The sequence below is a fragment of the Chitinophaga tropicalis genome (genome assembly GCF_009758205.1).
Taxonomy (GTDB): domain Bacteria; phylum Bacteroidota; class Bacteroidia; order Chitinophagales; family Chitinophagaceae; genus Chitinophaga; species Chitinophaga tropicalis.
Genome location: NZ_WRXN01000009.1, coordinates 167479 through 189635, shown reverse-complemented (window position 1 = coordinate 189635; position 22157 = coordinate 167479). Strand labels below are relative to the sequence as shown.

At 46.7% G+C, this 22157-nt stretch carries 13 protein-coding genes; 12 read left to right on the top strand and 1 reads right to left on the bottom strand.

Annotated elements, in window-relative coordinates:
* The first annotated feature begins 90 nt into the window (after positions 1-90).
* The 6 genes from GO493_RS19900 (at position 91) to GO493_RS19875 (ending at position 11119) form a co-directional block, all read left to right on the top strand.
* Positions 91-624 carry an RNA polymerase sigma-70 factor gene (locus tag GO493_RS19900; protein ID WP_157307988.1) on the top strand — a complete coding sequence of 178 codons (534 nt, stop codon included), beginning with the start codon at positions 91-93 and terminating at the stop codon, positions 622-624.
* A gap of 76 nt (positions 625-700) precedes the next feature.
* Positions 701-1843, top strand: coding sequence for a FecR family protein (locus GO493_RS19895; protein ID WP_157307987.1), 1143 nt, complete (start codon positions 701-703; stop codon positions 1841-1843).
* Between the two features lie 253 nt (positions 1844-2096).
* The gene (locus GO493_RS19890; protein ID WP_198315778.1) at positions 2097-5456 is read left to right on the top strand and encodes a TonB-dependent receptor; all 3360 of its coding nucleotides are present in this window, start codon (positions 2097-2099) and stop codon (positions 5454-5456) included.
* 19 nt (positions 5457-5475) lie between these two features.
* The gene (locus tag GO493_RS19885; RefSeq protein ID WP_157307985.1) at positions 5476-7020 is read left to right on the top strand and encodes a RagB/SusD family nutrient uptake outer membrane protein; all 1545 of its coding nucleotides are present in this window, start codon (positions 5476-5478) and stop codon (positions 7018-7020) included.
* Positions 7010-8038 carry a DUF6528 family protein gene (locus GO493_RS19880; protein WP_157307984.1) on the top strand — a complete coding sequence of 343 codons (1029 nt, stop codon included), beginning with the start codon at positions 7010-7012 and terminating at the stop codon, positions 8036-8038. Before GO493_RS19885 ends, GO493_RS19880 begins: the two co-directional genes overlap by 11 nt.
* 9 nt (positions 8039-8047) lie before the next feature.
* Positions 8048-11119 (top strand): glycosyl hydrolase, encoded by a 3072-nt coding sequence (locus GO493_RS19875; RefSeq protein WP_157307983.1) that lies wholly within the window; start codon positions 8048-8050, stop codon positions 11117-11119.
* Between the two features lie 69 nt (positions 11120-11188).
* Here the strand turns inward: GO493_RS19875 and GO493_RS19870 are convergent, their stop codons facing one another.
* Positions 11189-12295: a pectate lyase family protein gene (locus tag GO493_RS19870; RefSeq protein ID WP_157307982.1), complete on the bottom strand. Its 1107-nt coding sequence runs from the start codon at positions 12293-12295 to the stop codon at positions 11189-11191.
* A 216-nt stretch (positions 12296-12511) separates the two neighbouring features.
* Here GO493_RS19870 and GO493_RS19865 point away from each other — a divergent pair, with 216 nt between their 5' ends.
* From GO493_RS19865 to GO493_RS19840, 6 genes are all read left to right on the top strand, one after another.
* Positions 12512-13396, top strand: coding sequence for a DUF6929 family protein (locus GO493_RS19865; RefSeq protein WP_157307981.1), 885 nt, complete (start codon positions 12512-12514; stop codon positions 13394-13396).
* 118 nt (positions 13397-13514) lie between these two features.
* Positions 13515-14390, top strand: coding sequence for a hypothetical protein (locus GO493_RS19860; RefSeq protein WP_157307980.1), 876 nt, complete (start codon positions 13515-13517; stop codon positions 14388-14390).
* A 33-nt stretch (positions 14391-14423) separates the two neighbouring features.
* Positions 14424-15593, top strand: coding sequence for a tetratricopeptide repeat protein (locus GO493_RS19855; protein WP_157307979.1), 1170 nt, complete (start codon positions 14424-14426; stop codon positions 15591-15593).
* Positions 15594-15773: 180 nt separating this feature from the next.
* Entirely contained in the window at positions 15774-17114 is a 1341-nt protein-coding gene (locus tag GO493_RS19850) for a glycoside hydrolase family 2 TIM barrel-domain containing protein (RefSeq protein ID WP_232538898.1), read from the top strand.
* A 1-nt stretch (position 17115) separates the two neighbouring features.
* A complete protein-coding gene (locus GO493_RS19845) occupies positions 17116-20802 on the top strand; it encodes a glycosyltransferase (protein WP_198315777.1) in 3687 nt (1228 codons plus the stop codon).
* Between the two features lie 56 nt (positions 20803-20858).
* Positions 20859-21974 carry a Gfo/Idh/MocA family protein gene (locus tag GO493_RS19840; RefSeq protein ID WP_157307977.1) on the top strand — a complete coding sequence of 372 codons (1116 nt, stop codon included), beginning with the start codon at positions 20859-20861 and terminating at the stop codon, positions 21972-21974.
* Positions 21975-22157: the final 183 nt, after the last annotated feature.

The following is a 22157-nucleotide window of genomic DNA, read 5'->3' as shown; positions in this document are numbered from 1 at the left end:
AAAGTTTTACATTTGACCACCACCTAACCAAAGCTAGTATACTTTATCTTGCCGCTTTCACCGTCATACGAAAAAGTACTGTTGATACGCATGTCTGCTGATGATCCCACCGCTTTCACGGAGATCTATCATCAATACTGGAAACTGCTGTTCTCAGTAGCCGCCAATAAACTCGGCAACCTCGCAGACGCCGAAGAAGTAATACAGGATGTATTTGCAGACCTGTGGCGCCGCCGTGCGGACATTCAGATAGAGCATTCCCTGAAATCATTTCTCGCAGCAGCAGTACGCAACCAGGTGTTCTCCCGTATGGCCCGCAGGCACAGGGAACAGGTGAATGAAAGCAGCTGGTCAGAAACACAGGAACCCTCTGTAGAACAGGCCCTGCACGTAAAGGAACTGCATACACATATTACAGGCCTGGCAGCCTCCCTGCCTGAACGCTGCCGGCTGGTTTACAAGCTGAGCAGGGAAGAAGGCTGGTCAAACAAAACTATCGCCATAGCCCTCAACATCTCCGAAAAGACCGTCGAATCCCAGATCACCAAAGCATTACGCGTTATCCGCACCGGCCTCCATTTATCGTGGACAGGCATCCCACTCTTAGTTTACTTCCTCGGATAGGTCCCCCAAAAAAAAATTGATCCCCGCATCGGGGGTACTCCCTTTTTTTCATACCTGTATATAAACACTTTTCATTTTGGAGCATCAAGACGCTTATTATCGTGAGCTGGCCGCAAAATGGCAGAATGGGACCATTACCCCCCAAGAAAAACGCATCCTGGAAGAATGGTACAACCAGGGGCAGGATGAACCGGTACACATACCCGCACATTTTGCAAAAGGAGAAGAAGAACACAAACGCCGCATGCTGGCGGGTATCCGGAAAAAGATAACGATACAGAAGAAACCGTTACTGAGGTACTGGTATGCCGCCGCTGCTATTTTGTTACTCTGTAGCATCGCAGGAGGCTACTGGCTAATAACCGGCAGGTCCCGCTCTACAGAAGCTTTTACACACAATGGAAGCGTAACACCGGGTACCGACAAAGCTTCGCTGACATTGGCAGATGGCTCTGTGATTACGTTGGATAGCAACACAAACAAAGTGCTGCAGCAGGGAGGCTCAAAAGTAATAAACAGTGCCGGCGGACAACTAACTTACCAGGTGGCAGGCCAGGACCAGGACAACGCGCTCCTCGTGTTCAATACCCTGGCTACCCCCCGCGGAGGACAATATAAACTCACACTCCCCGACGGCAGCAGGGTCTGGCTGAATGCCGCTTCATCGATCCGCTTTCCCACCGCTTTCGCCGGACAGGAACGGAAAGTAGAAGTTAGTGGCGAAGCCTACTTTGAAGTGGCCAAAGTGGCTTCAATGCCATTTCGCGTAGTGACAAAAGGAATGACAGTAGAAGTGCTGGGAACACATTTTAATGTCAACGCATATGAAGACGACCTGGAAAACAGCACCACCTTAATGGAAGGCCGTGTAAAAGTGATAGCCAATGCCATTCACGCAGAACAGCTGCTCCAGCCCGGGCAGCAGTCAAAACTGGGGAAAGACGGCTCATTCCGCCTCCTCAGCAATGTAGATGTGGAAGAAGCACTGGCCTGGAAAAACGGCTATTTCCAGTTCAACGGCGAAAACATTCGCAGCGTAATGAAAAAGCTGGCCCGCTGGTATGATGTAGATGTGGAATTCAGAGGAAATATGGACGGAAAAGATTTTGAAGGAACCATTTCTCGCTTCGAACGTATCGATGAAGTACTCAGAATATTATCAATGACAGGCCTTGTTCACTTTAAAACCGACGGGAGGCGGATCATCGTTATGACATAGAACTATACAACCTGGGACCCCTTAAAAAGGTAGTATCCTGGTTACTGTTAATAAAAATTTCGGACTGATATACTACCACAAAAAAGGAATCCGGAAGCGATTGCGGCGCTCCCGGATAATATGTGGGAGAATCCCGACAGACATCAGACAGACATCAATCAATATTCAACCTACATAAACTAAAGATATGAAATTTTATGCTCCTGGTAAATACAGGACAGGACGTCGTATTGCTTGTAAAATCCTGTTGGTTATGAAACTTGCCACCGTTCTACTGATCTTCACAATGCTACAGGCCAGGGCTACAGGCTTCGCACAGCAGATCACCTTGTCGGAACATCAAACCTCGCTGAGGGAAATCTTTCGCAAGATCAAAAAACAAACAGGCTTCAATTTTTTATACAACCCACAAATGCTGAAAGAAGCAGGGAATGTAACACTTGAAGTAAAGTCTGCTTCACTCGAAGAAGTAATGGACAAATGCCTGGCCGGCCGGTCGCTGACATATGCCGTCACCGGCAACATCGTCATTATAAAAAAGAAGATAACAGCGCTTGTACAACAACAACTCACCATCGGCGGACAGGTAACGAACAACAAAGGACAACCCATGCCTGGTGTGAGCGTCCGTGTAAAAGGCACAGCCACCGGCGCCAGTACCGGTGCAGATGGAAGGTACCGCCTCCAGGTGCCTGATAACAATGTTATACTGGTGTTCTCCTTCATCGGGCATGCCACAAAAGAAGTACCGGTAAACGGGCAATCTGTCATCAACGTACAACTGACCGAAGGCTCTACTGCATTGAACACCCTGGTGGTAGTCAGCTACGGCATACAACGCAAACGTGACATCGTAGGTGCAATAGATGGTGTACAGGCGCCTGAGATCCGCGATATGCCCGTCGGTACCTTTGCCGAAAAACTACAGGGCAAAATGCCCGGCATGCAAATGGCTCAGGCGTCCGGCAGACCAGGACAAGGCATGGACCTGCGCATCCGCGGTGCAGCATCTATTGGCGGCAGCAACAAACCCCTCGTCGTGATAGACGGTATCCCCATGCTGGGTGTGAATGATGCCATTAACAACGTGAATCCTGACGAAATTGAAACCTTCTCCTTATTGAAAGATGCCTCCGCAACAGCGCTCTATGGCTCAAGAGGAGCAAATGGTGTAGTGATCATCACAACAAAACGCGGAAAGGCAGGAAAATCCCGGATAGACTTTAACGCCTACTACGGGGTGGCTACCATGATGAAAGAGCTGAAACCGGACGTAATGAACGGAACAGAGCTGGCAACCTATATGAAAGGCTTCTATGAAGACAAGGCCCGCTACGAAAACTATACCGGTGGCATACCCGCAGCATATCAGAACCCGGAGGAATATGGAGAAGGCACAGACTGGTACAGCCTCCTGATGCGTGACGCACCGGTACAAAGCTACAGCCTTTCCTTTTCCACCGGCAACGAAAGATCAACACTCAGCGTGATTGGCGGATACTTCAATCAGCAAGGCATTATGAAGAACAGCGGTTACAAGCGCTACTCCCTTCGTATCAATGCCGACATGAACCTGAACGACCATATCAGGATTGGAGCCAATCTCGCACCATCCCTCCAACTGGAACATAACAACCGCCAGGGCACCAACTTCAATGTTGACGGGCAACGTGCCATCCTGGCCAGCGCACTCATGATCCCCTCTATGGGATCTCCTTATAACACAGACGGCTCCCTCGCGCTGGGTATACAAGGTTTCCCCGGAATGTTTTCCTGGGCCAACCCACTCCGGCAACTGCTGGAAACAAACGACGACGCCACCCGCACCCGCCTGCTGGGCAACATCTACACAGAAATAAAATTCCTGAAAGACTTCTCCTTTAATACATCCTTTAATTACGATATAGGCCTGTTTGCCCGCAAGAAGTTCGTACCTTCTACAGCTGTCGGTGGCTTCAACAACGTACCAATTGCCAATGCCCCTCCGGGCGATAAATCAGCCTACGGCGAATCCAATTTCAATTACAGCTATAACTGGACAAACGAGAATATCCTCAACTGGCAGCACACCTTCAACGGAAAACATGCTGTGAAAGTTTTACTGGGACAAAGCACACAACAGTTCAGCGACTATCGCAACAACCTCACAGGCAGAGATTTCCCGGATAACTCCGTAGAGTACCTCAACGCTGCCACCCGGTTCACACTGAGTAACAGCACCAGCGAAGGCTGGGCCCTGGTATCTTACTTCGCTCGCCTCAACTACGACTTCAAAGGCAAATACCTCTTACAGGCTTCACTTCGCCGCGACGGTTCCTCCCGGTTCGGCATAAATAACCGCTGGGGTACCTTCCCCGCCGTTGGCGTTGGATGGATAGTAAGCGAAGAACCCTTCATGAAAGGGCTGACCTGGCTTAGCTACGGTAAAATACGCAGCAGCTACGGCCTCACAGGCAGTAACGAACTGGATGGAAACTATACGGCTATCCCGCTCGTAGGGTCAAATAACTACGTCTTCGGCTCTACGCTGGCTCCCGGAAAAGTACAGACAACACTCGGCAACAACCTGCTGAGCTGGGAAAAGAGCGCACAGTTGGATATAGGGATTGATGCAGGATTATTCAACGACCGGGTGACTATCTCGTACGACTACTACCATAAGCTCACGCAAGGCCTGCTCTATCCCGTTGCCGTTCCCCGTGCCTCAGGGTACTCCACCGTACAGGATAACGTAGGTGATATTAAGTTCTGGGGCCACGAACTGACCATCAACACCCGCAACCTTACCGGCAATTTCAAATGGAACACAGGCTTTAACATCGCCTTCAACCGTAACAAGGTTACCCGCCTCGGCATCAACAATGCTCCCATCGCAGATAAACCATCAACCACAATTACAGACTTCACCGACTGGCGTACACAAGTGGGAATGCCACTGGGATTGTTTTACGGATATGTATTCGATGGCGTATACATGAACCAGGCAGAATTTGACAAAGGACCAAAGTACTATAACGCCAGCGGAGTACTGATGTCTGATGTAGGCACAGTACGCATGAAAGATGTGAATGGCGATGGCAAGGTAACACCGGACGATAAGACCTTCATCGGCAATCCGAATCCTGATTTCATATTCGGGTTCACCAATAACTTCTCATACCGCGAATTCGACCTGGGTATCACCATGTCCGGCACATACGGCAATGACCTCAAGAACGGCATGGATGAAAGCCTGTACAACCTTGATGGCGCTTTCAACGGCCCTAAAGAATTGTTGCAGAGATGGCGCTCCGAAGACGATCCCGGTAACGGGCGCATACAACGCACAAAAGCAGGAAGCACAATGCTGGCCCGCTCAGACAACAGCTACTTCATCTACAACGCATCACATCTGACCATCAACAACATCACATTAGGCTATACATTCAGAAAGATAAAGAATGTTCAGAGCTTTCGCATTTATGGCAGCGTTCAGAACGCGTATATATTTACCAGTTACCCCGGCAATCCGGAAGTAAGCTCCAGCGGACTGAATGGCGTAAGCCAGGGCCAGGACCTGGGTGCTTATCCCGTACCCAGGACTTATGTGGTAGGGCTTAACCTTTCTTTGTGATCACTCAAAGCAGAACATCATGCAAAAGAACATATACTATATACTCATACTGTTGATGCTTGCCTCCTGCAAAAAATTCCTGGACGAAAGACCACGTACAGGCGTAAGCACATCCGACTTCTATAAAACCGCCGAAGATTTCAACCTCGCATTAAACGGCGCATATGCTACCGTGCGCGATATCTACAATTCCAAGAGCGCATGGATCATGGGAGAAATGCGTTCAGACAATACACATTACGATTACAAACCTTCCGACCAGGCGCTTGCTGTTGTACAACGTTACGACGTCGCAGATTTTATAGACGACAGGTTCAATACACAGACCGCCGAAAAATGGTATACCTGTTTCGCCGCCATCTCAAAGGTAAACGGCATCCTTGACCAGATTGATGCTATAGCATTCGATGCTGCAGAGAAAAAAAGAATAAAGGGAGAAGCTCAGTTCCTCCGTGCCCTGTCTTACTTCGAACTGGTACGCTATTACGGTGGAGTACCGGTCTATACACACGCAGTCCAGAACCGTGAAGAAACATATCTGGCGCGTTCCACCGCCGAAGAAGTATACGCACTTATCATCAGCGACACACAGGCAGCCGTCGATCAGCTGGATGCACCGGCAGCTTTCCCCCAAACAGGCCGCGTAACGAAAGGAGCTGCACTCACTCTTCTTAGCGACGTATACGTAACCCTCGGACGCTTCCCGGAAGCAGAGCCGCTGCTCAAACAGGTAATACAGATGGGATACGGACTGTATCCTGATTACCCGGACGTCTTTGCACTCAACAATAAGAACGGCATCGAATCTGTTTTTGAGATCCAGTTCAATGCCAACCTGCCCACTCCACAGGCCAGCAACTTTATCTACAATTTCATTCCCCGCATGGCCAACTCCGCGGTGATAACAGGCCCGGGACAGAATACCATCACCAACCTTGGGGGCTTTAATACTCCTGCACAGGACCTGCTGGATAGCTATGAACCGGGCGATAAACGCCTGGCCGGATCTCTGGCTGTTGCAGAAGGTACTTTCAATGGTACCGACGATTTCACCGCCTCAGCCGTAAAACCCATTGCAGGTTACACCCCCGCGCCGGGAAAAGTAGGCAGGCCCTTTACCACCAAATTCCTGCATGCACATACTATCGCTAACCAGACTAACGATAACTGGCCGGTATACCGGTACGCAGAAGTACTGCTGCTGCTCGCAGAAAGCCTTAACGAACAGGGAAAAGGCGGCGAAGCCCTGCTCTATCTCAACCAGGTGCGCAGCCGGGCAGGATTGCAGGCAGCTACTGAAACAGAGAAAAATGCACTGGCAGCTATCATCCTGCATGAACGCAGGGTAGAGCTGGCGTTTGAGAACAAGCGCTGGCTTGATCTTGTAAGAACAGGAAATGCACTGCCTGTCATGAATGCCTTTGGTGTTAAACAAAAACAACAGTATAGCTACCTGTTACCGGCAAGCTACAACGTAACGAAAGAACGCCTTGTTTTTCCCATCCCTGATGCTGAAGTATTGTTAAATGTCAAACTCAGACAAAACCCAGGTTATGAAAACTAAACACATCAAAAAAATATGTCTTGTACAGGTCTTCATTGCCTGTTGCCTCATTGCCTGTTCCAGGGATGAAACCCCCGTACGCCGCCTCCCGGCAGAAGATACAACGGCTAAAACAGAAGAAAGCTATCACTGGATCGCCGCCACTAACCAGGCCGTTTCACGCATAGAAGTATACGACCCGGTCAACTTCGCAAACTGGAACACAGCCGGGGCCCTGAAATGGTCATGGGCGCCCAACGCTTCAAACGGGTTCACAAATCCTACTGCAGGCTGGGGACTGCCATCTGATGTTAAATTGCGGAATAGTACGTTTTTCGGCGGACAAATGATGATAGTTGCAGATTCACGTGGCTTTTGTGCCATCATCCCATATCCTGCCGGCAATACTAAAAAATGGGCCATCAACCTTGGCCTGATCAGTCCCAACCCCAACGCCCATGCAATAGAGCTGTTGCCGGACGGGAATGTTGCAATTGCCGCCTCTGCCGGCGACTGGGTAAGGGTCTATAAATCTTCAAAAGGAGTATATAATTCCGAGTACTTCCAGTTTACACTGGACGATGCGCATGGAGTACTGTGGGACCCCGCTTCCAACCTCCTCTGGGTATTGGGCGCTACACACCTGAAAGCGCTTGCCGTCTTAAGTTCTCCGGATAGCCTGAAGGAAGTACACTCTTATTCTCTTCCCACAAACGGTGGGCACGATCTTTCGCCTTATTATTACAATACCAACCTGCTCTGGGTCAGCACCGGCAGCAAAGTGTATACATTCAATAAAACAACAGGAGAATTTATACTTGCACCAGGCTCTGCGAACGGAGTAGGGGTAAAAGCCATCAGTAATCAGCCGGCAGGACAGATCATAGAAACAAGACCTTCCACTAACAGTTGCTCTAATACATGGAGCACTACTACGGTTTCAATGTATGATGGTATCTCCGGTTCCCTTGTAGCAACACGTACTGTAAACGGGGCCTGCTTTTATAAAGCAAGGGTATGGCTCCCATACTATCAATAAATCGGCGTTATGGTTAAACATTTTTTTCTGGTCCTGTCGTTCATCACACTACTCTGCGGTCAGGGCCTGCATGCACAGGATTTTGCAACGCTCAGCCGCCAGTTCGCAAAGCCCGGCAGGCAATATGGTACCGTACCGTTTTGGGTATGGAATACCAGGGTTACACATGCCATTATCGATTCCATGCTGGCAGACTACAAACAGCAGGACTTCGGCGGTGTCATAGTACATGCCCGGCCCGGCCTCATCACCGAATACATCGGCGCCGAATGGTACGAATTGTTCAGGTATGCAGTGAATAAAGGAAAGACGCTTGGGCTGGATGTCTGGATCTACGATGAAAACTCTTATCCCAGCGGCTTTGGCGGTGGCTATGTACCCGACCAGATGCCCGGATCGTACAACCAGGGCCAGATGCTGCATATGACAAAGATGTCCATCCTCCCCGAACAAACAGACAGCATTTTCATTTGTATAAAGAATGACAATGGCATGTTCAGTGATATTACATCACAATTACAACAGGAAAAAGGAAAGACAGGGACCTATTACCTCTTTCAGAAAGTGAACTACGTCAACCAGGGAAGCATGGTAGGCCCACCCGGCTTCCCTTACGTAGACCTCATGGTTAAAGGCGTGACCGAAAAATTCCTGGATATCACCATGAAAGGGTATGAGCGCGTAGCCGGCCAGGAGTTTGGAAAGACAATACCAGGCCTTTTCTCCGATGAGCCCAGCATCCCGGTACAAGGCCACGGAAACATCCGCTGGACACCCGATCTGTTCACTACCTTCCGTACAAAATGGGGATACGATCTTCAACCCAACCTGCCTTCATTATTTGAAGATGCGGGAGATTGGAAAAAAGTCCGCCATAACTACCAGCAAACATTATTGCAGCTATTCATCGACCGCTGGTCCAAACCCATGCTGGAATACACAACGAAACACCATCTGAAATGGACAGGCCATTACTGGGAACACGGATGGCCCGACCCGCAGCATGTGCCGGACAACATGGCCATGTATGCCTGGCACCAGCAACCCGGCATAGACATGCTGTTCAACCAGTTCAATGAAAACAGCCCGAATGCACAGTTCGGCAACATCCGTGCAGTAAAGGAACTGGCAAGCGTTGCAAATCAGCTGGACCGCACACGTACACTAAGTGAAACGTACGGCGGTGGAGGATGGGACGTCACCTTCAAGGACCTGAAACGACTGGGCGACTGGGAATATGTACTGGGCGTCAATTTCATGAACCAGCATCTTTCATATATGACAATAACGGGCGCCCGGAAGAGTGATTATCCACCCAGCTTCTCCTACCACAGCCCATGGTGGAAGCACTATGGTACGCTCAACCGTTACTTTGCCCGTCTTTCCCTTGCACTTTCCTCAGGAAAACAACGCAACAATATCCTTATCATAGAGCCAACAACATCTGCATGGATGTATTCGGTTTACGGTAAGACAAGCGATCGCAGAGATTCGATAGGCAGGCATTTCCAGGCATTTGTGACCAGGTTGGAGAAAGCGCAGGCCGAATATGATCTCGGCTCTGAGAACATTATCAAAGATCACGGACGTGTGGAAAACGGGCGTTTTATCATCGGTAGCCGCGCCTATTCCACGGTAGTAATACCACCCGGCATGGAGAATATGGATAAGACCACTTCCGGTCTTCTCCGGAAGTATATTGCGCAGGGTGGTAAAGTATTACGGTTTGAAAGATTGCAACGGATAGATGGGGTAGAGGTGACAGAAGGAAAGGAACAGGTGCTGCAGCTGAATGAAGAAACCATTGCCAGGTATTTTACAGCAAATGACATCAGCTTCGACTTTAATGGCGGCAATCTTTACCATCACCGTAGAATACTGCAGGACGGGCAGTTGCTCTTCCTTACAAACGCTGATATGAAAGATGCCGTTAAAGGGAACTTGTTGGTAGATGGAAAGGATGTGCTGCTATTAGATCCATTTACCGGTTCTGTATCAGACTATCCTGAAGATGTATTACAGGACCAGGTATCCGTCTCCTTCCGCATTCCCGCAGCCGGTAGTCTCTTACTATTTGTGGCCGGCAAAAAAATGAAAGGCTTCAAAACCTGGCGCGCACCTGTTGAAGGAGTGCCGCTGCCCACTGTGGCAGCCACTGTAAAGCGGCCGGCGCAGAACAGTCTTATGATCGACTTCTGTGATGTGCAGGTGAAAGACACATCAATGAAAGATGTACATGTTTCAGAAGGCCGTCGCGTTGTATTTAACCGGCACGGCTTTGAAAAGGATCCCTGGCATCACCAGGTACAGTTCCGGGATCGCTTCGTTGCACGGGATACCTTTACCACTGGTAGCGGTTATACGGTATCTTACAACTTCGATATAGATGCAACGGACGGTTTTTCTTCATACAACGCCGTGATTGAACAACCAGGACTGTGGACGCACATCACCATCAACGGTCATGAGATCAGGCCTGTAAAAGACGCATGGTGGCTGGACAGGTCCTTCGGAGTGCTGCCAATAGGAAAACATCTGCACACAGGAAAGAACACTTTGTCTCTGACAATGTCTCCCATGAGCATATACGCAGAGATCGAGGCTATTTATATTCTTGGTGATTTCAACCTGACCACAGCAGATCATGGTTGGAAGATAGTACCGCCGCAACCACTCAGGTTCGGGCGTTGGGATAAACAGGGCCTGCCCATGTACGGCCATAGTATCACATATGAAAAGATAGTGACGTTATCCGAAAAGCAGGGTGAATACGAAGTCAGGCTCGGTGAGTGGGAGGGAACAGTAGTTGCTGCAAAAGTAAATGGCCGTGAAGCAGGTATCTTTCTTCCCGGACAGCAGGGGTTGAATATCACCCCCTATCTCCAAAAAGGAGAGAACCACATAGAGGTCACAGTTACCGGAAGCCTGAAGAACCTGTTAGGGCCCCATCATAGAAAACCGGCGGCTGGTATTGCCACACCATATAGCTGGAGCAATATCCCCACATATCCACCGGGAGAAGAATATGAAACCTTCCCTTACGGATTAATGGAAGATTTCAGCATCTCTCACTGGCCATAGTCCACTATCTTCTACCAAAAAGGGTCCGCCGGAAGGCGAACCCTTTTTAGCAATTTTACGCACTACTAATTATATTTTCCCTACACCTGCACGGGAAGTCACATCTGCCTTTACCGAACTCGCCGGATCAATAGCATAAGAATAAGGCGGTGTAAAGCTGCATGTAGAAGACGTAGGAGCAGCAGTACCTGTAATACCACTGAATGTGTTGCCAAGTACATGATATTTACCCACAGTTGTTCCACTGCCAATAATAGGGCTCTTCACTGTTTCAAACACGTTATTTTCAACACGCACACAGGCTCCCATACGGGAATCAACAGCAGAACCGGTCACTTGTGTATAATAGTTATTATACAAATGAGCTACGCCAAACCGGTTCAACGGCAAACGGGACACGATCTTACGGTAATAGTTGTGGTGGAAGGTTAACTTCCTGTCAGAATTATCCGAATCAGAAGACCCGATCAGATGTGTTTTATGATTGTCGTGGAAATAGTTCCATGAAATAGTAACATATTGGCTGGTGTTTTTGATGTCTATCAATCCGTCGTACAGATCTTTATTAGTTTGAACTGCCGGATCTTCGTTGTACAATTCACAATGATCTACCCATACATTGGAACTGCTGCCCTGAATAGAAATGCAGTCGCCGCCATTTACGATGATCTGGGGAAGCCCTTCATCTCCATCCGGATCATATACAGCCGGATCGCTGCGGTCGGTGATAGAAGATAAGGTGATCCTGACGTTCTGAATAATAATATTTCTTTTACTGGAAATATTCAATCCAACACCATCCAGGAAACCGGCAGAGCCAACACCAAGCAGGGTCTTATTTGAATTCACATTGATCCTGCCACCTTTAGTGCCATTATAGATCCTTCTGTCTACTCTGACAATATAAGTGGTGGAGCTTTCCAGGTAACTTTTTAACTGGTCGAAGGTAGTGGCTGTTACCGTTGTTCCGCCTTGTCCGCCAGTGGTACCGCCATTAAGTGTTGCAAAGCCTGCAATACCAAAAGCTACAGAGGCAACTGATACATCCTGTGCATTGACGGCGCCGTTCACCTGGCCGGATGTCTGTTTAAGGTCTGACTGGAGTGATTTGCTGCAGGATATCATGCAGAGATTAACGGTAGCAGCAAGCGCTACCACACAGAGTTTTTTTTTCATACGGGAATCGGGTTTTTCGTGAATAAATGGAGTTCGTGGTTAATAGATCTGGATAAGGCCGGTCGTTTGTCTCTCAACTATACTGATGTAATTTAATTGTTGAAAGTACACGATGAATGAAAATGACTGCTTTTTTCTACGCAATCGTTGCCGATATCGTTTGCGTGACATGTTACCCTCTTATCATTTTGTATCTTCGTTGAAATACCCACTATCTTGAGAGCAATTATAACGTTACTGAAATTCCTGTTGTTGAGCGATTATCCTTCAGGATCATCTATCAACTATTATAACGATCATCTCTACGTCATTGGCGACGATGCCGGAAAGTTACTGGTGCTCGATACTAATTACAATGAAGTAAGCACAGTACGCTTTTTTGATTATGAAGAAAAGCGGATACCTAAAACAAAAAAGACCGATCTGGAAACAGCTGTAATACTGGATATTGACGGTCAGAAGAGTTTACTGGCATTGGGTTCTGCAGCCACAAAGGAAAGAGAAAGAGGGATATTGATGCCTCTTTCTGATAACAGGCCTCAGCACATGGAATATACTTCTTTTATAAAGAGATTACGGCATATCCCCGAAATTAATATTGAAGGTGCCGCTGTAGCCGGCAACCGATTTATATTAAGCAACCGTGGTAATGAAAACAATCCTGTTAACCATCTTATAGTCACAACAACTGACTTCCTGAAGCGCCAGGAAGATGCCCCTGTCACTGTCTCTGAACTTATTATTCCCTTCTCATTACCGGCATTTGCAGGCGTTTCAGAGTTGTGTTATGTGGAACAGGAAGATGTCTTGCTCGTGCTCCTTTCAAGCGAAGCTACCGGCAACGCTTACGATGACGGTGTTATTGGCGACAGTTACATCGGCTGGATAGATCACATCAGTCAGAAACTGGATGAACAGAATAATATATCTATAGATGGTATTGTTAACCTGTCAGACGTAGATCCCGCATTCAAAGGTGAAAAAATGGAAGGTATCTGTCTGGCAGCTATCAGAAACGATGGTTGGTACCTGCACCTGGTAGCAGATAACGATCAGGGCGCAAGCAAATTATTCTATATTAAACTGGTAATGGAGAGATAACTTCAGTAACAGATTAACGGGAAATACACCAAAAATATAATTATGAGTAAAATTATTTATATATTAGAGGTGCTTCCCTCAAAAGCCTCTGAAATACTATAACACAAACAAACTACCTATGGAACAACCCGGCTCATTTTATGTGCCTTCGGGCCAGTACAACCTGAAAAACGTAATCATCAGCACTATTGTCGGTATGGCCCTTGCTACAGGTATTGGTGCATTATATGCACTTATTACCTTTATCAATCCACTCATCTACCTGAACTTCCTTGTACTGATGGGGGCGGTCTTTCTACTGGCGCTTTTCGCACAACTCATCAAAACAGCCAGTAAGAGCCGGAATACTGTAGTCAACATAATTATAGGGGTACTGATATGCTACACAGCCTGGGCCGCCCACTGGAGTTTATACGGAAGCAGTGAGCGCCATACCCATACTTCTTTCCTTAATGCCCTGATCAATCCCAATGAAGTACTGAAGATCATTTCTTACCGTTGTGATAACACAAGTATGTCCGTAGGCAGGCTGGGTAGTAGCGGCATCCCTTTTGATGGTGGTATGCTCTTACTATTCTATTTTATTGAATTTATCGTTTTTATGGCGCCTGTCTATTTCCTCGCTAAAGTGGACTATTATTGTGAGCACTGTCAGCAATACTATACAGAAAAGAAAGGATATATCACAGATACCACCGGTTTTTATATACAACGGGAAGCAGCAGGAGAGGAGCACCATTATAGATTCCTGCCGGAATTTTCGTACATAAAGAAACCGGTAGCTGTATCAGGAGCAGAAACAGATGTAATAGCAGTGACCCTGAATTATTGCACGAAATGTGCTGAGAATAGTATTGTGGATGTATCATCCTTTATTGCAAAGATTGATAGCAGCGATAAATATAAAACAGAGCTGGTGAAAGAGTCAAAGATGACAACCGGCATGTACATAGATAAGGCAACCGGTAAAGCCTTGGAATGGAGATTATTTTAATTTGACGGATAATACAGAAAAATTGTTACACCTATGTCCCATGAGTCCTTTGCTGACGAATTGCAGGCAGTTATAAGAGCCTCCCGCAAAATAGCCATAAATTTCGGTCACCAGTACATACATACAGATCATTTCTTCCTGGCAATGTTACAGAGGAATTGTATCGCAGCTCCCTTTCTCAGTACAATAGACAAGGAAAAATGGGCGCGCATTACTAAAGAAAACCATCCTGCAGACGATAAGCCCTCGCCTTCAGACAGCCTGCCGCTAACACTCGATGCAGAACGGGTAGTCTTACATGCAGACACATTTGCCTTTTCAAGAAATGAAGAACTTACCAACAGCCTGGACGTATTATTAGCTATGCTGGCATATGATAACCCAATAAAGAACGAACTAAGAAAAGCCGGCTGGCTGTTTGAACATATACTGGAACAACATTACGGAACAGAGTACACCTGGCCCCCCTTACCTTTAAAAGAACCGGAACCCATATCTAAGTTCTGGTGGAAGCTGACATCTGATAAAAGTAAGAAAGAGAAAATAGAGCGCTTATACCGGCATGCTTTGACACTGGCTGATTATGGAATGTACAAAGAAATGAAAGACCGGTGTAACATCGCATTGACCGTCAGCCCTGGTCACCCGGATTTTACACGCCTGCTGGCTTACGCCGCTTATCAGCAAAGAAATTATAACATTGCACTCCCTTTATTGAAGAAGCTTGAACTGCTTCCTTCAGAGAAAGAATGGTGTATACAGGTACGTATGGATATTGAAGGGAGAAAGGAAAATCATGATTGGGTGATTTCACAACTGGAACAGCTGTTGGAAGAACAACCTGAAAATGCACTAACCCTTAATAACATAGGTTATACCCTCACTAAACAACAACACTTTGCCGCCGCCGTTCCAAGGCTGGAGAAAGCTATAGCCATTGATCCGGACCTGGCATATGCTCATAACAATCTCGGGTTTGCATTATACAGGCTCGGAAAACAGGAGGACGGCATAGCCGCCATTCAGCATTCCCTTACGCTGGATAAGGGAAATCCATATGCCTATAAAAACCTTGGTATCATATACATGGAGACCGGTAATATCATAAAGGCAAAAGAATATTTCCAGCTGGCATTGAAATATAAGTATACAGAACTATATGATAATGAAGTGCTGGAGTTATTGCAAAAGTTGGGGCAGTAACGTTAATACACTAGTTAAATTGCTTACAAAAATTGCTTTTGCCGAAGGCAAAAGCAATTTCTCAGGGAGGATTTTCAAGACCATGTATCATAAAAAGAATTAAACTCGCACACTATCATAACCTGAACGTCAATACTTTAATTTCATTAAATAGCGTATATTTAAGTAATAACAGCATGTTTGCGTCAGCTACTGAAAATATTGAACCATGCACTACTTTACAGCCTACTGTTTATCTGCAGTTGCAATAAACCAGAAAGGCTTCCGGGTAAAGTTTACATAGCGCATGAAAAAGGCACTTATATACTATATCGCAACGGTATCCCTTTCCACGTAAGAGGTGGAGCCGGGTACACACACATGGAAAAACTGAAAGCAATAGGCGGCAATACCATCCGTACCTGGGATACCACCGGCCTGGGCATTATCCTGGACCAGGCAGCGGCAAATAACCTTGCAGTAATTGCCGGCCTGCCCATACCGGAGAGCCGCTATCTGGACTATTTTTACAAGGATACTGAAAAAGTAAAGGCGCAATATACTGCCCTGAGAACGATCATAAGGAAATACCGCTCTCATCCGGCTTTGTTAATGTGGTGCCTGGGCAATGAAGTCGATTTTCCATATAGACCCAGGTATAAAAAATTCTATGATGCTTTCAATCAGTTGACAGAAATGATCCACATGGAAGATCCTGATCACCCTGTCACAACTACCATCGTTAACTTCCAGCCACGAAATATCCTGAATTTACGCATGAAGGTGAGAGGTATCGATGTTATCTCCTTTAATACCTTCGGCGCCCTCAAGGTCTTACAGGAGCAACTGAGATCTTACCGCTGGTTATGGAACGGACCATTTCTGATAACGGAATGGGGAATATCTTCTCCACAGGAGACCCATAGAACAGCATGGGGAGCGCCAATAGAACCAACAAGCACCTGGAAGGCAGATAAGTATCGTGAATTTCACACAAAATACCTTCCTGTTAATAACCCGCGTTGCCTGGGAGCATTGACATTTTACTGGGGACAAAAAGAAGAAGTAACACCAACCTGGTATAGCCTCTTTGACAGTAGCGGCGCTACTACCGGTATAGTAGGAGAAATGCAGAGATTATGGACGGGGATAACCCCGGCTCACCATCCCCCTGCACTGGAATATCTGCTCCTCAATGGAATAGGAGCCGCCTCCGATATCCTGACGGAACCAGGCAGGGAATTAACAGTAGAACTTAAAATGAAGGATACTATATCCGCAGGATTCAGGTTTAACTGGGAAGTGCTGAAAGAAGAACTGGATCCCCAAAGTACAGTAAGACCACGCCGGCAGGAGGTCGGTATTATTCCAGAGAGTAATACAAGGATTACCTTCAGGGCGCCTCAGAAGGAAGGTCCCTACCGGGTATATGTCTGGGTACATGATGAACATGGAAACATATCGACCGCCAATATACCTTTTTACGTAGTTGAGATACCAAACGAAAATAAAAACACGCGTCTCTCCGCCCAAAAGAACTGAGTTGTTTATACTCCGTTTTATTATCACTGCTGGTATTACCAGCATGGCGGTATTCCTGTATCGTCTCTTCGACCCGGCTAATATCGGCAATGCTGCGCTTTACTGGTTGCTGATGGCGGCTGTTATCTTTTATTGCCTGAAAGTATTACATGAATGGTATCACTATTTTTATATCTCAGTTCCATCTGCTCCGGAGAACCTATCTAAACCCACAGTAGATATACTGACCACTTTTTTCCCGGGCGAACCATATGAAATGGTAGTGGAAACACTTACCGCCATTCAGGCAATTACATATCCTCATACTACATGGCTATGCGATGAAGCTGACGATCCCTATCTGAAGGAAATATGCCGGCAACTGGGTGTAAGGCATATTACGAGGGATAACCGCATAGATGCAAAAGCCGGAAATATTAATAATGCCCTACAGTATGCCACGGGAGAGCTTTGTGTCGTACTTGACCCGGACCATGTTCCTTTCCCTGAATTCCTGGACACAGTAGTACCTTATTTTGCGGACCCGCAGGTAGGATTTGTACAGGTAGTACAGGCATACAGTAATATCGGGGATAGTATAATAGCCAAAGGAGCCGCTCAGCAAACCTTTCAGTTCTATGGCCCTATGATGATGACAATGCACAGCTATGGCACAGTACAGGCTATCGGGGCCAACTGCACTTTTCGCAGAAGCGCGCTGGATACTATCGGCGGACATGCACCTGGGCTTGCAGAAGATATGCATACCGCCATGAAACTACATGCAAAGGGATGGAAGTCCGTTTATGTGCCTGTTGTACTGACGCTGGGACTGGTACCTTCCACACTTCCTGCATATTATAAACAGCAGCTGAAATGGGCCAGAGGCACCTTTGAGCTGCTGGTCACTACTTTCCCCCGCCTGTTCAGAAAGTTTACATGGAGACAGAAACTGCATTATGGCACCCTTCCTTTCCATTACTTTTCAGGTGTTATATACCTGATCAATTTCCTGGTACCGGCACTCTCGTTGTTCCTTGACATTATACCTTTCCGTTATGACCTGGTTACTTTTACTATAACGGGATTACCCTTTGTAAGCATTATTATTCTTGCCCGTCATTTTGTACAGAGATGGGTGATGGCAGAAGAAGAGAGCGGCTTTCATGTGGTAGGTGGATTACTGCTGATAGGCACCTGGTGGATCTATATACTGGCACTGGTATACACCATTATCCGGAAGAAAGTGCCTTATATACCTACACCTAAAGGTGATGGAGATAAGCCCGGCTGGAAACTGTTCCTGCCTAACGCGCTGGTGTTCTGTATCACTCTGGCGGCAATCATTTACGGGCTATGGTTTGACTGGAATCCATATTCATGGGTAATGGCCGGTATTGCAGCAGTCAATTGCCTGATCATGCTCTTCAACCTGCTTGCCGGCAATATAAGAGAACCCAGGGAAACCCTGCAGCCAGGAACCACGAAGGCTACATTTTTCTCTTACTATTTTGCTTTCAAAATATGGTTATGGAAACTACGTCACAACCTGTATGTGGTGGTAAGGAAAATGGCCATGCCCCTGACGCTTATCATCTGTGCCGTTGCTGCCTGGTTCCTTCATGAAGAAGCTAAACCTCCCGTAGTTCCTCTGCGGCGTCCCATTGTGGCGGAAAAAGTGTTTTATACCGGTATATTCAGTCCGCCGGATACCTCCGGGCTCACTTCCATGCTACAGGTGAATAGCTATAACAGGATGATGGGTAGCCGGTTTAATATCATCTCCTGCTACATCCCATGGGGAGACGCACCACAGTGTTCCCTGCCTGATTCCCTGATGAAAACAATATATGAGACCGGCGCTATTCCCATGATTACCTGGGAGCCCTGGACTACCTTATTCAAAGGCAGAACATCTCAGAACCTACTGCAGGATGTCATACTCGGCCGGTTTGACGGATATCTTGGGAAATTTGCCCGGCAATTGAAGGCGCTGGACCGGCCTGTATTTCTGCGGTTTGCACACGAACCAGGCAACCCTGTTTATCCCTGGGCAGCTCCGGAAAATAATATGGCAGCATACGTCCAGGCATGGAGATATGTACATGATTTCTTCGATAATACTGGTGCGCACAACGTAATATGGGTATGGAATCCCTGGAAGCCTGAAACAGCAGCAGGCTATTTCCCCGGCAGGGATTATGTAGACTGGCTGGCCGTAACAATATTGAACTATGGACATACATATCCCGGTGGCGAATGGTATAGCTTCAGACAGCTTTATACCCCTTTTCATGATCTGTCCCTTTTCCGTTCTGGTATACCCGTTATGGTAGCGGAGACAGGCTCTCTTGCAACAGAAGGTAACCAGGAGCTTTGGCTAAAGGAAGCTTTTCATGATATAGAGCATACATTTAAAGAAGTAAAAGCAGCTGTGCTTTTCAACAGCGCATTTGACAGGAACAACCCGGACAGGCAATCATTGGACTGGAAATTACAACAACCAGCAGCACTGCTATCAGCGTTTGACAGCATGCAGAACAGTAAAGAACCGGTTAACAGGATGCTCAGCACCTTCCTTCATCCAACACCAACCAGGGAGTATCCTGTATTTCCCGATACGCTCAGGGGAAGTATTTATTCCAAAGGAATTCCCTGGTTCAGGAATTCGCATACCTTAACAAGGAAGGAAGTGCTGAAAGATTTCAATGCCATGAAGGAATTAGGGATTAATACTATCAGGAGATATGGCCCGGGAATATATGATCATAATATACTTTCAGCAGCAGAAGAATTGAACATAAATGTTCAGTATGGTTTCTGGATGCCTGACAGTATCACACCTGAAACAGCGCACCGATTTAAAGCTATAGTAACTGCTGCTATAGAAAAGAAACAGCATAACAAAAAGATCATTGGCTGGCATCTGGGTAACAATTGCTGGAGTAAGCTTAAACAACGATATGTAAAACCCGCCCTGTTACTTCATCAGGATGAATACCTGCTATGGCTGAAAGACCTTGTACAGCATATCAGGTCAATTGATCCCGGAAGACCGGTTACATTAGACATCCCGGCAGACAGCCAGGTGAATGTAACCATAAAAACCTTTGAAAATGCTGTGCCTGGCATTGCAGCCTTCGGACTTACAGTACCGGAGAAGAAACACACGCCTGTAATACCATCCGGAAATATGCCCTGTTTTATCAGTGGTATTAATGCTGACAGGTATATTACCATGAACAGTACAAAACCTGTATTCATCAGTGCCTGGCAGGATGAACAAACAAAGAACGCCGTTTCTTTTAACGGTTTACTTACACATAAGTGGCTGTTCAAACCGGAATATTTTCAGCTGGCGCACTATTGGAATAAAGATATTGCCAGCTATCCAATGCCTGTAGTGAAGATCCTCCGGCCTGTTCAGATAACTGAACCAGGCACTACCTTATCCTATCACGCTATGATATATGAACAGGGTCAATGGAAACTGAAGTCAGCAGTATATAACCAGCTGTATTTTAAATGGTTCCTCTATAAAACTGACAGATGGGGAAATGCCTTCTACATGAGGCTCGCAGGAAGCGGACCGGACATTGACATAATTATTCCGGAAGACCCTGAATTATACCGTTTATACCTCGTTGTTAGTCATGGGAAATACGCAGTTACTACTCACTCTGTTCTGAATACACCCTGGGATAGATAGAGAATAATCCCGGTATAAAAATTGTAAAATTTTTATCTTTATAAAAACCCTTCGTTATGAACTCACGCCGAGATTTCCTGCAAAAGATCACAGCTTCCGCTATAGCATTTACTGTATTTCCCCATACCGGCGTTGCCGGAAAGGAAGCCACTGAACGCCCATATGATGGGCCCGTATTAAGAGTAGCCATTATGGGACTGGGTAGTTACGGAACCCGGGTGGCAGAGGCCATGCAGTCCTGTAAAAAGGCTAAGCTCGTTGGTGTGATCAGTGGTACGCCATCCAAAATAAAAGACTGGCAGCAGAAGTATAATATCCCGGAGAAGAACTGCTACAATTACGAAAACTTTGACAAAATAAAAGATAACCCGGATATTGATGCTGTATATGTGATAACCCCCAATGCCTTACATCATCCACAGGTGATCAGGGTAGCAAAGGCGGGTAAACACGTGATCTGTGAGAAACCAATGGCGTTGAATGCAAAAGAAGGACAGGAGATGGTTGGTGCCTGCAAAAAAGCTAACGTAAAATTGCTGGTAGGTTACCGCATGCACTTTGAACCACACACGCTGGAAGTGATACGTATGAGAAATGCCGGTGAATTTGGAAAGATACTCTTCTTCCAGGGGCTGTGCGGCTTCAGAATAGGTGATCCCACTCAGTGGCGGTTAAACAGGCAACTGGCAGGAGGCGGGTCTCTGATGGATATAGGTATCTACGCGCTGAATGGGGCCCGTTATATGATAGGTGAAGATCCTGTATGGGTAACGGCGCAGGAAACGAAAACAGACCATCAGAAATTCAAAGAAGGTGTAGATGAAACTATACAGTTCCAGCTTGGCTTCCCTGGCGGCGCAGTGGCCTCATGTCTTTCTACCTACAGTATGAACAATCTTGATAAGTTTTTCCTCAATGGTGAAAAAGGATTTGCCGAGATGCAGCCTTCAACCGGGTATGGCCCCATTAAAGGAAGGACTAATAAAGGAGAGCTGAAACAACCCATAGTAGTCCATCAGACCCTGCAGATGGAAGAAATGGCAGGTATTATACTGGAAGGTAAACAGCCGGTAGTACCCGTAGATGGGGAAGAAGGTGTGAGAGATCTGAAAGTCATGGATGCTATTTATGAAGCTGCTAAGTCTGGTAAAAAAATAGCACTGAAATTATAATCTTTGCTACCTGCATAGTTTAATTTCAACCGGAGGCCGTCATCCCTTGAAATTATGATCATTGCCGCCTGCATAGCTTAATTTCAGCCGGAGGCCGTCATCACTGAAAAACTTATAGCCAGCTGTTGCAAATCCCCCTTAAAAACTCCTTAGCCGGCCGCAGGCCCCTCTCTCAAAAGATCG

Coding starts and splice junctions, on each gene's coding strand:
- GO493_RS19870 (WP_157307982.1), bottom strand. CDS start 12,295: ATGAAAAAAAAACTCTGTGTGGTAGCGCTTGCTGCTACCGTTAATCTC.
- GO493_RS19840 (WP_157307977.1), top strand. CDS start 20,859: ATGAACTCACGCCGAGATTTCCTGCAAAAGATCACAGCTTCCGCTATA.
- GO493_RS19875 (WP_157307983.1), top strand. CDS start 8,048: ATGGTTAAACATTTTTTTCTGGTCCTGTCGTTCATCACACTACTCTGC.
- GO493_RS19855 (WP_157307979.1), top strand. CDS start 14,424: ATGTCCCATGAGTCCTTTGCTGACGAATTGCAGGCAGTTATAAGAGCC.
- GO493_RS19890 (WP_198315778.1), top strand. CDS start 2,097: ATGAAACTTGCCACCGTTCTACTGATCTTCACAATGCTACAGGCCAGG.
- GO493_RS19885 (WP_157307985.1), top strand. CDS start 5,476: ATGCAAAAGAACATATACTATATACTCATACTGTTGATGCTTGCCTCC.
- GO493_RS19860 (WP_157307980.1), top strand. CDS start 13,515: ATGGAACAACCCGGCTCATTTTATGTGCCTTCGGGCCAGTACAACCTG.
- GO493_RS19900 (WP_157307988.1), top strand. CDS start 91: ATGTCTGCTGATGATCCCACCGCTTTCACGGAGATCTATCATCAATAC.
- GO493_RS19880 (WP_157307984.1), top strand. CDS start 7,010: ATGAAAACTAAACACATCAAAAAAATATGTCTTGTACAGGTCTTCATT.